This window comes from Streptomyces sp. 11-1-2, from assembly GCF_003595545.1.
In the GTDB taxonomy this organism is placed as follows: Bacteria; Actinomycetota; Actinomycetes; order Streptomycetales; family Streptomycetaceae; genus Streptomyces; species Streptomyces hygroscopicus_B.
Window position 1 is genome coordinate 1,322,282 of the sequence record NZ_CP022545.1, and the last position, 16,393, is coordinate 1,338,674.

The 16,393-nt window shown below is 69.4% G+C and carries 2 protein-coding genes (both cut by a window edge); both read right to left on the bottom strand.

All coding sequences use genetic code 11. The features are described 5' to 3' along the window. Positions 1-8,150 carry the 5' portion of a type I polyketide synthase gene (locus CGL27_RS51520; protein WP_276147808.1) on the bottom strand. 11,419 nt of this gene lie to the left of the window's left edge, so only the first 8,150 of its 19,569 coding nucleotides appear in the window; the start codon lies at positions 8,148-8,150; its stop codon lies off the left edge, out of view. Further along, a protein-coding gene (locus tag CGL27_RS51530; protein WP_276147810.1) for a type I polyketide synthase crosses the window boundary here: on the bottom strand, positions 8,147-16,393 show its 3' portion. 13,053 nt of this gene lie beyond the right edge of the window; 8,247 of the gene's 21,300 nt are visible here — the last part of the coding sequence; its start codon lies off the right edge, out of view — the gene reads right to left on this strand; its stop codon occupies positions 8,147-8,149. Before CGL27_RS51530 ends, CGL27_RS51520 begins: the two co-directional genes overlap by 4 nt.

Here is a 16,393-nt window from a genome sequence, read left to right on the forward strand (position 1 = left end):
TCCCGACCTCGCGTCAGCTCATCCAGATACCGCGCCCCCGCCACCTTGGCCCGCAGCACCTCCCGGATCCGCTCCGGGGTCAGCGATTCGAGCACACCGTCGTCGAGGACACCCGCCGCATGCACCACGGTACGCAGACCGGGAATCGTCTCCAGCAGCGCCGCGAGCGCCTCGCGATCGGCGACATCGCACGCCACCACGCGCACTCGATCCCCCAGCTCGGCCACCAACTCCGCGACACCAGGTGCCCCGGCCCCCCGACGGCTCGTCAGCACGATCCGCTCCACACCGGTATCCGCCAACCAACGCGCCACATGCCGACCCAGCGCCCCCGTACCACCCGTGACCAGCGCGGTGCCACGACCCCGCCACGCGGCTGACACCGCGGCGGTCGGTTCCGCCCGCGTCAGACGGGCAGCCCACGTCCCGGAGGCACGGATGGCGATCTGATCCTCACCGGCGTGCCCGGCAAGGATGGCGGCCAGCGCCTCCCCCGCGTGATCGTCCATGACCACCGGCAGATCGATCAGCCCGCCCCAACGGTCCGGATGCTCCAGACCGATCACGCGGCCCAACCCCCAGACTCCGGCCTGGTCAGGCTCCACCACATCCCCGTCCGCCACGGAGACCGCACCCCGAGTGACACACCACAACGGCGCATCGACCCCGGCAGCCACGAGGACCTGCACCAGCGACACCGTCGCCTCGACCGACAGCAGCGACACCACACCCGCGACCGCCACATCGCCCGGCTCCACCGCCATCACGACCCGGACATCCGCCCCAGCGGCCCGCAGCACAGCGGCCACATCGTCTCCGGCAGCGCCCACCACCAGCCACGTGCCACGCAGACGCGGCTGCTGAGGAACATCCTCGATCGGGGACCAGTCGAGGCGGTACCGCCACGACTCGACCAGCGACCTCTCCCGGCGACGGTGGCGCCATGCCGCCAGGGCGGGCAGAGCCGCACTGAGCGGCTGCCCGGCATCGATACCGAACGAACCGAAATCTCCATGCTCGACCGCGTCCCAGAACGCCGCGTCAACGGCACTGGTCGCGGGCTGGACCGAGGACGACTCCAGCCAGAACCGCTCACGCTGGAACGCATACGTCGGCAAATCAACACGCCGAGCACCCGGAAACACCGCCGCCCAATCGAGCTGGACGCCCCGCACATACAGCCCGCCCAAAGCCTCCATGACCGCGATCGGCTCCGGACGATCCGGACGCAGTACAGCCAGTCCGTCGCCACCGGCCAGAGCGGTCAACGTCCCATCGGGACCCAGCTCCAGGAAGGAAGCAACGCCCAGCCCACGGAGTGTGTCCAGTCCATCGGCGAACCGGACGGTCTCCCGCACATGACGCACCCAATACTCCGGCGAACACAACTCCTCACCCGCCACCACACCCGACACATTCGACACCACCGGCACACTCGGAGCCCGGAACTCCACCGACCCCAGCACCTCACCAAACTCCGCCAGCATCCCCTCCATACGCGACGAATGAAACGCATGACTCACCCGCAACCACCGCGTCCGCACCCCTTGACCAGCCAAGACATCCGCGACGGCACGAACCACCTGCTCATCACCGGACAACACCACCGACTCGGGACCATTCACCGCCGCAACCGCCACACTCCCGGTCAGCAACGGCCGTACCTCATCCTCCGACGCCGCCACCGAAACCATCACCCCACCCGACGGCAACGCCTGCATCAAACGACCCCGAGCAGCCACCACCCGCGCCGCATCCTCCAACGACCACACACCCGCCACATACGCAGCAGCCAACTCACCAATCGAATGACCCAGCAGATAGTCCGGCTTCACACCCCACGACGACACCAACGCGAACAACGACACCTCAAGCGCAAACAAACCCGCCTGCGTATACGCCGTCTCCCCAATCAACTCAGCGTCATCACCCCACACCACCTCACCCAAAGACCGCTCCAAATACCGATCCAGCTCCCCACACACCTCATCCCACACCCCCGCGAACACCGGATACGCCTCATACAACCCACGCCCCATCCCCAACCGCTGCGACCCCTGACCCGCAAACACCACACCCAACCCACCACCAACAGGAACCCCCACAACCACCGAACCCAACCCACCCAACAACTCATCACGACCCGCACCCACCACCACCGCACGATGCGACAACGCAGAACGAGCAGCCACCAACGACCACCCCACATCCGCGAGATCCAACCCAGCATCACGCGCCACAAACCCCCGCAACCGCTCCGCCTGCGCCCGCACCGCCGCCTCACCCACACCCGAAACCACCCACGGCACAGCAGGCAGCCCCACACGCTCGCCCCCAGCCTCCTCCCTCACCGCCACAGGCGCCTGTTCCACGATCACATGGGCATTCGTCCCGCTCACTCCGAACGACGACACACCCACCCGACGCGGCCGATCCATATCCGGCCACACCACCTGCTCGGTCAGCAACTCCACCGCACCGGCCGACCACTCCACATGGGTAGACGGCTCGTCCAGGTGCAGGGTCCGGGGCAGCACGCCGTGGCGCATCGCCATCACCATCTTGATCACACCGGCCACACCCGCCGCCGCCTGCGTATGACCAATATTCGACTTCACCGAGCCAAGCAGCAACGGCCGACTCGGATCGCGATCCTGACCGTAGGTGGCCAACAGGGCCTGCGCCTCAATCGGATCACCCAACGCCGTGCCCGTGCCGTGCGCCTCGACAGCGTCGATCTCCGACGCCGAAAGTCCGGCGCTCGCCAGCGCCTGGCGGATCACCCGCTGCTGCGACGGACCATTCGGCGCCGTCAACCCATTCGACGCACCATCCTGATTCACCGCCGAACCCCGCACCACAGCCAGGATGGGGTGCCCGTTGCGCCGCGCGTCCGACAGCCGCTCCACCAACAGCAGCCCCACACCCTCGGACCAGCCCGTCCCATCCGCACCAGCGGCGAAGGACTTGCAGCGGCCATCGGCGGCCAGCCCACGCTGTCGCGAGAACTCCACGAAAGCGGTGGGGGTCGCCATCACTGTGACACCGCCCGCAAGCGCCAGCGAGCACTCACCCGACCGCAACGCCTGCACCGCCAGATGCAACGCCACCAGCGACGACGAACACGCCGTGTCCACCGTCACCGCCGGACCCTCAAGCCCGAGCGTGTACGACACCCGACCCGAAATGACACTGCCCGAACTGCCGGTGAGGAAGTAGCCTTCCGATGCGTCGGCGGCGCCATAGCCCTGCGGGGAGGCTCCCACGAACACTCCCGTCCGACTGCCCCGGACCGAGTCGACCGGGACACCCGCCCGTTCGAACGCCTCCCATGCCGCGTGCAGCAGCAGCCGCTGCTGCGGGTCCATTGCCAGCGCCTCACGCGGCGAGATCCCGAAGAGGCCCGGATCGAACTCGCCCGCATCGTGAACGAATCCACCGACACGCGCATACGACGTGCCCGACTCCCCCGCAGCCGCGTCGAAGAGGCTGGTCAGATCCCACCCACGGTCCGCCGGGAAGGCCGTTATGGCGTCGCCGTCGGAATCGACCAGCCGCCACAGGTCCTCGGGAGACTCGACATCCCCGGGGAAGCGGCAGCTCATGCCGACAATGACGATGGGGTCTTGGTCATCCGGTGCGACCACCGGCAACGGCGGCACACTCTCCCGCGGCGCGCCGAGCAATTCCACGTTCAGATATTCGGCGAGGGCCGCAGGAGTCGGATAGTCGAAGATCATGGTGGCCGGCGGTCGAATACCGGTGGCTGTGGCAACCCGATCGCGCAGCTCCACCGCGGTCAATGAGTCGAAGCCGATCTCCTGGAACGTCCTGCCGGGGTCGATGGCCTCAGGGCCCGGGTGCCCCAGCACCGCCGCGGCAGAGACGCGCACCAGCTCGACGGCCGCGCGCATACGCTCGCCCTCGGACATGGTGTGGAGGCCGGCCGCGAATTCGCCCGCTCCAGTCCCCAATTCGACGGTGTCGGCTATCAGCTCGCTCAGCAGTGGACTCGGACGCAGGGCCGTGAACCTCGGCCCGAACCGCTCCCAGTCCACATCCGCCACCACGATCGCCGTCTCGCCATCACACAACGCCCGCCGCAACGCCACCACCGCCGCCCCCGGAGCCATCCCCGACACACCACGCTCAACCAGGAACTCCTCACCCCCAACAGCCATACCACCCCCATCCCACATACCCCACGCCACCGAAGTCGCCACCAACCCAACACCACGACGCCGCCACGCCAACCCATCCAAAAACGCATTCGCCGCCGCATACGCCGACTGACGACCACTCCCCCACACCCCCGCCACCGACGAAAACAGAACAAAGGCATCCAAGGACATGTGGCGCGTCAGCTCATCCAGGTGGATGGCTCCCATGACCTTCGGCCGCATCCCGACCTCAAGGTCCTCGGCGGTAAGGGCGCTCAACGGGCCCCAGCTTGGTACTCCCGCAGCATGGACGACCACGCGAAGATCCGGGATTGTTCCGAGCAGCTCCGCAACCGCGTCCCGATCGGCCACATCACACGCCACGATCCGGGCCGACACACCCATGGTCGATAGTTCGGCGACCAGTTCCCCGGCTCCGGGAGCATCCGAACCTCGCCGACTCGTCAGCACGATCTCCGCGACGCCGGTACCTGCGAGCCATCGGGCGACATGGCTCCCCAGGGCCCCCGTTCCACCGGTGATCAGTGCGGTCCCCGACGCTTCCCAGGCAGCGGACTGCCCCCGACCCGACGTCGTCACACGGCTCAGACGACTGCCGAAGACGTCGTTGCCACGGATCGCTGTGTGATCCTCGCGCATGGCGCCTGAAAGCACCGAGCACAACAGACCGGAGGTCCGCTCATCCCATGAGGCGGGCAGGTCGACCAGCCCGCCCCAACGCTCCGGATGCTCCAGACCGATAACACGCCCCAGCCCCCAGACCGCCGACGCGTACGGATCCACCACATCCCCGTCCGCCACGGAGACCGCACCCCGGGTGACGCACCACAACGGCGCATCGATCTCAGCCACCCCTAGGGCCTGCACCAGCGACACCGTCGCCTCGACCGACAGCAGCGACACCACACCCGCAACCGGGCCCGCGTCCAGCTCCTCGACCGTGACAACGCACACCTCGGCGCCGGCGGCCCGCAGCGCGGCGACAACGTCCATCTCCGCTCCGTCGGGCTCGATGACCACCAACCACAGCCCAGATAGCTGTGAAGAGGGACCCACAACCGGGGTCCAGGTCACCCGATACCGCCATGCGTCGACCGCCGACTCTTCCCGCCGCGCCCGCCGCCACGACGCCAATGCAGGCAACGCGGCACTCAACGACTGTTCCTCGTCAACGCCCAGCGCCTGCGTATCACCACGCTCGACCGCGTCCCAGAACGCCGCGTCAACGGCGCTGGTCGCGGGCTGGGCCGCCGCCGATTCCAGCCAGAACCGCTCATGCTGGAACGCATACGTCGGCAAATCAACCCGCCGAGCACCCGGAAACACCGCCGCCCAGTCCACCGCCACACCCCGGACAAACAGCCCGCCCAGAGCAGCCATCGCGGTAAGGGGCTCCGAACGATCCGGACGCAGCACCGACACACCATCGCCACCGGCCAGAGCGGTCAACGTCCCATCGGGACCCAGCTCCAGGAAAGAACCGACACCCAGCCCACGAAGCGTCTCCAGCCCATCGGCAAAACGCACGGTCTCCCGCACATGACGCACCCAATACTCCGGCGAACACAACTCCTCACCCGCCACCACACCCGACACATTCGACACCACCGGCACACTCGGAGCCCGGAACTCCACCGACCCCAGCACCTCACCAAACTCCGCCAACATCCCCTCCATACGCGACGAATGAAACGCATGACTCACCCGCAACCACCGCGTCCGCACCCCCCGACCGCTGAACACCTCCTCGACAGCGCGTAGCGCCTCCTCATCACCGGACAACACCACCGACTCGGGACCATTCACCGCCGCAACCGCCACACCCCCGGTCAGCAACGGCCGTACCTCATCCTCCGACGCCGCCACCGAAACCATCACCCCACCCGACGGCAACGCCTGCATCAAACGACCCCGAGCAGCCACCACCCTCGCCGCATCCTCCAACGACCACACACCCGCCACATACGCCGCCGCCAACTCACCAATCGAATGACCCAGCAGATAGTCCGGCTTCACACCCCAGGACGACACCAACGCGAACAACGACACCTCAAGCGCAAACAAACCCGCCTGCGTATACGCCGTCTCCCCAATCAACTCAGCGTCATCACCCCACACCACCTCACCCAAAGACCGCTCCAAATACCGGTCCAGCTCCCCACACACCTCATCCCACACCCCCGCGAACACCGGATACGCCTCATACAACCCACGCCCCATCCCCAACCGCTGCGACCCCTGACCCGCAAACACCACACCCAACCCACCACCAACAGGAACCCCCACAACCACCGAACCCAACCCACCCAACAACTCATCACGACCCGCACCCACCACCACCACACGATGCGACAACGCAGAACGAGCAGCCACCAACGACCACCCCACATCCACCGGATCCAACCCAGCATCGCCCACCACAAACCCCCGCAACCGCTCCGCCTGCGCCCGCACCGCCGCCTCACCCACACCCGAAACCACCCACGGCACAGCAGGCAGCCCCACACGCTCGCCCCCAGCCTCCACCCCCACCACCACAGGCGCCTGCTCCACAATCACATGCGCATTCGTCCCACTCACCCCGAACGCCGACACACCCACCCGCCGCGGCCGATCCACATCCGGCCACACCACCTGCTCAGTCAGCAACTCCACCCCACCAGCCGACCAGTCCACATGCGGCGACGGCTCATCCACATGCAACGTCCGCGGCAACACCCCATACCGCAACGCCATCACCATCTTGATCACACCAGCCACACCCGCCGCCGCCTGCGTATGACCGATATTCGACTTCACCGACCCCAACCACAACGGACGACCCGGATCCCGATCCTGGCCATACGTGGCCAACAACGCCTGCGCCTCAATCGGGTCGCCCAATGCCGTACCCGTACCGTGCGCCTCCACCGCATCCACATCCACCGCCGACAAACGAGCATTCGCCAGCGCCTGCCGGATCACCCGCTGCTGCGACGGACCATTCGGCGCCGTCAACCCATTCGACGCACCATCCTGATTCACCGCCGAACCCCGCACCACCGCCAACACCCGATGCCCATTGCGCTCAGCATCAGACAACCGCTCCACCACCAGCATCCCCACACCCTCGCCCCAGCCGGTGCCGTCCGCCGCCGCCGCGAACGCCTTGCACCGCCCATCGACGGCCAGGCCGCGCTGACGGGAGAACTGGACAAAGGTGCCCGGTGTCGCCATCACCGTGACACCGCCCGCAAGCGCCAGCGAACACTCACCGTTCCGCAGCGCCTGCACCGCCAAATGCAACGCCACCAGCGACGACGAACACGCCGTATCCACCGTCACCGCCGGACCCTCAAGCCCCAGCGTGTACGACACCCGGCCGGACGCGACGCTCGCCGCGCTGCCGATTCCGACATATCCCTCAAGCTCGTCCGGAACAGCCGACAGCCGCGAGACATAGTCGGAAGACATCAGTCCGGCGAACACTCCGGTCCGGCTGCCTTTCAGGGAGTCGGTCGGAATACCCGCCCGCTCCAGAGCCTCCCATGACGCCTCCAGCAGCAGCCGCTGCTGCGGATCCATCGCCAGCGCCTCACGCGGCGAGATACCGAACAGGCCGGGGTCGAAGTGGCCGGCGTCAGGGAGAAACGCACCCTCTCGGGCGTACGACCGGCCCGCGCGATCCGGATCCGGGTCGTACAGGCCGTCCAGATCCCAGCCGCGGTCGGTGGGGAAACCGGAGACGGCGTCCACCGCCGACTCCGTCAGCCGCCACAAGTCTTCCGGCGAGCTGACTCCACCCGGAAAACGACAGCTCATACCAACGATCGCGATGGGCTCGCGGCTCTTGGCCTCGACATCCGCCAGGCGCTGACGCGTCTGGCGCAGATCGGCGGTGAGCTTCTTGAGGTACTCGAGTACCTTTTCGTCGTTCGACATCCCCGTGCCAGTCCCCTCGATCCCCGGTCGGACGTTCTCGCTGCTCATGACCCATCGAGTTCCTGGTCGATGATTCCGAACATGTCGTCGAGCGAGGCCGATTCCAGGTCTCCCTCAACGTTGCTCGACCGCTCCGATCGGTGCAGGTCAGCCCACATCGAAACGATGGTCTCCATTCGCGAGGACAACTGCTCGCGCATGGTGTCGTCCTCCGCCATCACCGAAATCATGGCGGCGACCTTGTCCAGCTCCCTGAGCCGGGCCGCGATCGGGTCGGCGGTCTCCGGCGCAATCTCGGCGAGCACATGCTCCGCCAGCGCCGCCGGGGTCGGATAGTCGAAGATCGCGGTCGCGGCCAGCCTGATTCCGGTGGTGGCACCCAGCCGGTTGCGCAGTTCCACCGCGGTCAGGGAGTCGAAGCCGATCTCCTGGAAGGTCCGCGCCGGATCGATCGCCGACGCGTCCGGGTGCCGCAGCACCGCGGCGACCTGCCCGCGTACCAACTCCAGTACGGTCTGGCTCCGTTCCGCATCCGCCATCTCGGCCAGGCTCTGCCGCAGGGCCACCCCGCCGTCACCTGCCTCGGCGGCCCGGCGCGGCGGAGTCGGTGCCAGCAGGCTCAGCACGGGCGGCACCGTACCGGTGGCCACCACCGCCCGCAGGTGCAGCGGGGTGGCCACGAGGGTGGCTTCGCCGCTCCGGCACGCGGCGTCGAACAGCTCGAGACCACGCTCGTCGGACAAGGGAACGGCGCCCGTACGGGTCATCCGGGCCACGTCCTCCTCCGACAGGTGTGCGGTCAGGCCACTGCGCTGCTGCCACAGGCCCCACGCCACCGATACCGCGGCGAGTCCCTGGGCCCGCCGGTGGGCGGCCAGCGCATCGAGGAAGGCGTTGGCCGCGGCGTAGTTGCCCTGCCCGGCGCTGCCCAGCACTCCGGCGGCGGAGGAGAACAGCACGAACGCGTCCAGGTCCAGCCGACGTGTCAGCTCGTGCAGGTGCCAGGCCGCGTTCGCCTTCGGCCGTAGGACGGTGTCCACGCGTTCGGCGGTCATCGAGCCGATGACACCGTCGTCCAGCACCCCGGCGGTGTGAACGACCGCGCGCAACGCCGGAATGGTGGCAAGCAGCGCGGTCAGCTGGGCACGATCGGCCACATCACAGGCGGCGATGCGGATTCGGGCGCCGAGCGCCTCCAGTTCGGCGGCCAGGTCGGCGGCGCCGGCCGCGGTGGCACCGCCGCGGCCGGCCAACACCAGGTCACTCGCGCCATGGGCGGTCACCAGGTGGCGTGCGACCAGACCGCCGAGGGTTCCCGTCCCGCCGGTGATCAGTACGGTGCCGGTGTCCCAGGCGGGGGCCTTCCCGTCCGGTACGGGCGCCTTGACCAGCCTGGGCACCAGTACCGTCCCGGTCCGGATGGCCGCTTCGGGTTCCCCTGTCGCGAGCACCGCGGGCAGCACCCCAAGGTCAGAATCGTCGTGGTCGATCACGACGAACCGGTCGGGGTTCTCCTGCTGTGCGGTGCGCAGGAGCCCTCGTACGGAGGCTGCCGCCAGATCCTCCACGTCGTCTCCGGTGGATGTGGCCACCGCGCGGCGGGTGAGCACCACCAGGCGGGTATCGGTGAATCGCGCGTCCCCGAGCCAATCCCGCACCACCTCCAGCACTCGGCGCAGGGCGGACGAGATCGCTTCCGGCGCCGGACCGTCATCCGTCTCGGACCGAGACGGCAGGACCAGCACATCCGGCACCTGGCCGACGGAGGCGAGGTCCCGATGGCGTTGTGGCGACACACCGGCCGCGGTCAGCGCGGCGGTCAGCCGCGGCTCGTCGTGGCCGCCCAGCAGTGCCCAGGACAGCGCCTGCGGGCCGACGGCCTCCGTGGGGAGGGGAAGCTCCTTCCAGTCCAGCCGGAACAGCGCATCGCTCCGGCTGCCGTCGGCCACTTCGAGCAGCCGGCTCTCCGCCACCGGACGCATCGCCAGCGTGTCGATGGACAGCACGGGAGCCCCGGTGGTGTCCGCCATCCGAATGGCCACCGTATCCGGACCCGCCGGGCTGATCGCCACCCGGAGGGTGGTCGCACCCACCGCGTGCAGGGTCACTCCGCTCCAGGAGAAGGGGAGATGGGCCTGACCCGGCTCGCTCACGAAGGCGCCCAGGCCGATGCCCTGCAGGGCCGCGTCCAGGAGCGCGGGATGCACTCCGCAGCGGGCGGCGTCGCCCGCTGTCTGCTCGGGCAATGCGACGTCCAGGAACACCTCGCTGTCATGGATCCACGCCGCCCGCAGACCGTGGAAGGCCGGGCCGTACTGGTAGCCCCGCTCGGCCATCGCCGAGTACAGCTCGGTGACGTCGACCGGCTGGGCACCGGCCGGTGGCCAGATCGACAGGTTCGCGGGCGGATCGCCATGCTCGCCCGCGCGCAGCGTGCCGCCCGCGTGGCGTATCCAGTCGCCCTCACGACGGGAGAACACCGTGAGGGGCCGGTTGCCGAGGTGGTCCGGGCCTCCGACCGACACCTGGAGCTGCACGGTTTCCTGGTCGGGCACGACGAGCGGTTCGTGCAGCGTCAGCTCTTCCAGTGTGTCGCAGCCGAACCGCGCTCCCGCCTGGAGCGCGAGCTCCACGAACGCGGTGCCCGGAAGAAGCACCATGCCCAGGACGGCGTGGTCGGCCAGCCACGGCTGCCCGGCCAGCGACAGCGCACCGGTCAGCACACAGCCGTCCGCGTCCGGGAGCGGCACCGCCGCGCCCAGCAGCGGATGGTCAACGGCTCCCAGGCCCAATCCGGATGCGTCGCCGGTGCGTGTGGATGGCGTCAGCCAGAACCGCTCACGCTGGAAGGCATACGTGGGCAAGTCGACGCGCCGAGCACCGGTGTCGGCGAAGACCGTCTGCCAGTTCACCTCGGCACCGCCGATGGACACCTCGGCCAGTGACGTCAGGAACCGATCCACGCCTCCCTCGTCACGGCGGAGGGAACCGGCGGTCACGATGGGGGTGCCCATCGCGTCGGCGGTGTCCTGGATGCCGATGGTCAGCACCGGGTGCGGGCTGGCCTCCACGAACACCGTGTGACCCTGGCGAATGAGGGTCTCAACGGTGCCCTGGAACTCCACGGTCTCGCGCAGATTCCGATACCAGTACCCGGCATCCAGCTCCGCCGTGTCCATCAGCCGCCCGGTCACCGTCGAATAGAACGGAACCTCCCCGCCACGCGGCTCCACACCCGCCAGAGCCTCCGCCAACTCGCCCTGAATCTCCTCCACTTGCACCGAGTGCGAGGCGTAGTCCACCGGAATCCGCTTGGCCTCGGGGAACTCCGCAAGCACCGCATCCAGCACCTCAACCGCACCGGACACCACCGTCGACGCCGGACCATTCACCGCCGCCACCGACAACCCCGGGCGGTCACGAAGCCGGTCAGCAGGCACCGGGACGGACACCATCCCACCCCGACCCGACAAGGCCAGCAGCGCCTTACTCCGCAAAGCCACCACCCGCGCGCCGTCCGCCAACGACAGACCACCCGCCACACACGCCGCCGCGATCTCGCCCTGTGAGTGACCCACCACCGCAGACGGCACCACACCGTACGAACGCCACAACTCGGCCAGCGACACCATCACCGCCCACAACACCGGCTGCACCACATCCACCCGACCCAGCGCCGCCTCATCACCCAGCACATCGAACAGCGACCACTCAGCGAACGGCGCCAACGCATCGGCACATTCACGCATCCGCCGCGCGAACACCGGCGAGGACTCCATCAGCTCCAACGCCATCCCGACCCACTGCGACCCCTGACCCGGGAAGACGAACACCACCTCGCGCCCGGACTGGGCGGCGCCGCCGGTCTCGATGGCGTCCAGCTCGCGCAGCAGGTCCGCGCGGTCCGCGCCCACGACGACGGCCCGGTGCGACAGGGCCGCGCGGGTGGCGACCAGGGACCATCCCACATCCACCGGGTCCAGCTCGGGGTTCTGCCGCACGAAGGATGACAACCGCTGGGCCTGCGCCCGTAGCCCGGCCGCCCCAGCGCCCGACAGCACCCATGGCACCACGGGCAGCCCCGCCCGGCCGGTGTCCGGCTCACGGCTCTCGTCAAGCTTCGGTGCCTGTTCGAGAATCACATGGGCGTTGGTGCCGCTCACTCCGAACGCGGACACCCCGGCGCGGCGTGGGCGGCCCTGGTCGGGCCACATGGTCTGCTCGGTCAGCAGCTCGACGGCCCCGGCGTTCCAGTCGACGTGCGGGGAGGGCTCATCGACGTGCAGGGTTCGTGGCAGCACACCGTTGCGCAGGGCCAGAACCATCTTGATGAGTCCGGCGGCACCCGCGGCGGCCTGGGTGTGTCCGATGTTGGACTTCACCGAGCCCAGCAGCAGCGGCCGCTCCGGATCCCGGTCCTGACCGTAAGTGGCCAACAGGGCCTGCGCCTCAATCGGATCACCCAACGTGGTGCCCGTGCCGTGTGCCTCGACCGCATCCACATCCGCCGCCGACAAACGGGCATCCGCCAGCGCCTGCCGGATCACCCGCTGCTGCGACGGACCATTCGGCGCCGTCAGGCCGTTCGAGGCACCGTCCTGGTTGACCGCGGAACCCCGCACCACCGCCAGCACCCGGTGGCCGTTCCGCTCGGCGTCGGACAGCCGCTCCAGGACGAGCACCCCGGCGCCTTCGGCGAACCCGGTGCCGTCGGCGGCGGCGGCGAATGCCTTGCACCGCCCGTCCGGTGCGAGTCCGCGCTGGCGGGAGAACTCGACCAGCAGGTCCGGTGTCGTCATCACGGCCACACCACCCGCCAGCGCCAGTGTGCTTTCGCCACGGCGCAGGGATTCGCAGGCCCAGTGCACGCTGACCAGCGAGGAGGAGCACGCGGTGTCCACGGTGACGGCGGGGCCCTCGAGGCCGAGAGTGTAGGCCACCCGGCCGGAGATCACGGAGGTGGAGTTCCCGGTGAGCAGGTACCCCTCGGAGCCGTCCGGAGTGGCGGCCTGGCCCGCGCCGTACGTCGTCGAAGCGGCGCCCGCGAACACCCCGGTGCGGGTGCCCTTCAGGGCGAGGGGATCGATACCGGCGCGTTCGAAGGCTTCCCAGCACGCCTCGAGCCACAGCCGTTGCTGGGGATCGGCGGCCAGCGCCTCTCGGGGGGAGATGGTGAAGAATCCCGCGTCGAAGTCCGCCGCGTTCTCAAGGAAGCCGCCGGTCCTGGCGTAGGTCGTGCCGGGCCGGCTCCGGTCCTGATCGTAGAGCGCGTCAAGGTCCCAGCCGCGGTCGGTCGGGAGCTCCGATATCGCGTCCGCGCCGCTCTCCAGCAGGCGCCACAGCGACTCCGGGGAGTCCACACCGCCCGGGAGCCGACAGCTCATGCCGACGATGGCGATCGGTTCGTCGGCCGGGTGCGCAATCGCAGGTGCCGGTACGGACACCGCCACATCAGTGGAGCCGAACAGCTCGGTGTCGAGATGGCGGGCGAGCGCGGCCGGAGTGGGATGGTCGAATATCAGGGTGGCCTGCAACCGTCGTCCGGTCGCCGTGCGCAGCCTGTTGCGCAGTTCCACGGCGGAGAGCGAGTCGAAGCCGAGTTCCTTGAACGGCCGCTGCGGGGTCACCGACTCCGGACCGCCGTGGCCGAGCACGGCCGCCGCCTGCCGGCGGACCAGGTCGAGCAGAGCGCCGAGGCGTTCGTCCTCCGCCAGCCCCGCGAGACCGTCGTACCCACCGTTGTCCACCGCGTCGGCCGGGCCCGGAAGGGCGCGGGCGAGCGGAGCGCGTACGAGGCCGCGCAGCAGAGCGGGCACCGGCTCGGCGGCCGGTGAGGACGGTTCGTACCGCATCGGCACCAGCAGGGTGTCGCCGGTCGCCCGGGCGGCGTCGAAGAGGGCCAGCCCCTCATCGGTGGACAGCGGCCGGACGCCGGACCGGGCGAGCCGGTCGATGGTCAGGTGTTCGGTCAGCCCGCTGCGCTGCTCCCAGAAGCCCCAGGCCAGAGAGGTCGCGGGCAGTCCTTGTGCCCGGCGGTGTGCGGCCAGCGCGTCCAGGAAGGCGTTGGCCGCCGCGTAATTGCCCTGTCCCGGGCCACCGAGCACCCCGGCCGCCGAGGAGAACAACACGAACTCGGCCAGGTCCCGGTCCCGGGTCAGTTCGTGCAGATGCCATGCGGCGTCCGCCTTGGGGCGCAGCACCGTCCGCAGCCGCTCCGGGGTGAGCGACCCGATCACGGCGTCGTCGAGGACACCGGCCGTGTGCACCACGCCCCGCAGATTCGGCAGCGAGTCGACCAACGCGGCGGTGGCGTCCCGGTCCGACACATCGCATGCGGCCACGCGTACGCGCGCCCCTGCGGCCTCCAGGTCGGCGACCAGCTCCGCCACGTCCGGGGCGGTGTTGCCGCGACGGCCGGCCAGCACCAGCTCCGTCACTCCGTGCTCGCGCACCAGATGGCGAGCCACCAGGCCACCCAGAGTCCCGGTGCCGCCGGTGATCAGTACGGTGCCGCCGGAGAGCGGTCGCGGGATGGTGAGGGCCAGCTTGCCGATGTGCCGCGCCTGGGAGAGATAGCGGAAGGCGTCATCCGCCTGACGTACGTCCTGGATCCGCAGCGGCAGCGGGGTGAACACGCCCTGTTGGAACAGGGAGAGCAGTTCGGTGAGCAGTCGGTGGATCCGGTCGGAGCCGGCGTCGAGGAGTTCAAAGGCCCGGTACGCCACGCCGTGGCGCGCCAGCACCTGCTCGGCGTCCCGGAGATCGGTCCTGCCCATCTCGATCAGCCGCCCGCCGGGGCGCAGCAGTCCGAGTGAGGAGTCGAGGAGTTCGCCGGTCAGCGAGTTGAGTACGACATCCACCCCGTCCGGTGCGCCCGAGCGGAAGTGTTCCGCGAACTCCGTCGAGCGGGAGGACGCGATCCGCTGCGGAGCGACACCGCATTCGCGCACCGCATCCCATTTGGCCGGGCTCGCGGTGGCGAACACCTCGGCGCCCAGCCAGTGGGCCACCTGCACTGCCGCCATCCCGACGCCACCTGCTGCCGCGTGCACCAGCACCGACTCGCCGCTCCGCACATCCGCCAGGTCGACCAACGCGTACATCGCGGTGAGGAAGGCGATCGGGGTGGCGGCGGCCCGTGGGAAGGACCAGTCGGCCGGGATCGGGGCCACCAGCCGGTGATCGGTGATCGCCACCGGCCCGAAGGCTCCGGAGAACAGACCCATCACCCGGTCTCCGGGCGCCATTCCGGCTACTCCGGAGCCGATCTCCAGCACCGTTCCGGCGCCTTCGCTGCCCAGCAGACCGGCCTTGTCCGGGTACATCCCCAAGGCCAGGAGGACGTCACGGAAGTTGACCCCGGCCGCGTGCATGGCCACCCGGACCTCGCCTGCGGCCAGTGGCCTGGACACCTCCGCGCAGGGCGCGAGGACCAGGTGCTCCAAAGTGCCCTCGCCGTCGGCCTCCAGCCGCCAGGTGTCCGTTTCCGCGGGGATCGGCAGCGCCGGCGAGGTGGCCCGTACCAGCCTGGGCACCAGCGCCTTCCCGGCCCTGATGGCCACCTGCGGTTCGTCGGTGGTGAGCAATGCCGGGAGCGCGGACCATGTGGACGGATCCTCGTCCGCCGTGTCCACGAGCACGAAGCGGCCGGGGTTCTCGGTCTGTGCGGTGCGTATGAGGCCCCAGACCGCGGCAGCGGCGAGGCTCTCCGGATTCTCACCGGCCATGGTCGCGACCGCGCCCCGCGTCACCACAACGAGGCGGGCGTCCCCGTACCGGTCGTCCGCCAGCCACGCCTGCGCGACCTCGAGGACGTGGCTGCTGAGCGCGTACACGCCCTCCGGGCTCTCCTCAGCGGGGGAAAGCCTGAACACCACCGCCCTGGCTTGGGGCTGGACCGCCGCCGGCCCGGCCAGTTGGGCCGCGGACTCGATGACGGGGAAGTCCTCTTCAGCCGAGCCGTCGGGCGAGCCGGGCAGGTCGAGCTCGGTCCAGTCCACTCGGAACAGCGAATCGTCGTGGGCATCGCCCAGCCCGCCCTCGGACACCGGACGCAGGACCAGAGACTCCGCCGACAGCACCGGTGCCCCCGTGCCGTCCATGACCAGGAGCGAGAGGGCGTCCGGGCCGGCCGGTGACAGCGCGACCCGCAAGGTGCCGGCACCGACGGCGTGCAGGGTGACACCGGTCCAGGCGAACGGAAGGTGCGGTCGGCCTGGTTCGGCCACGAACGCGCCCAGTCCGGCGCCGTGCAGAGCGGCGTCCAGCAGGGCGGGATGGACGCCGAAGCG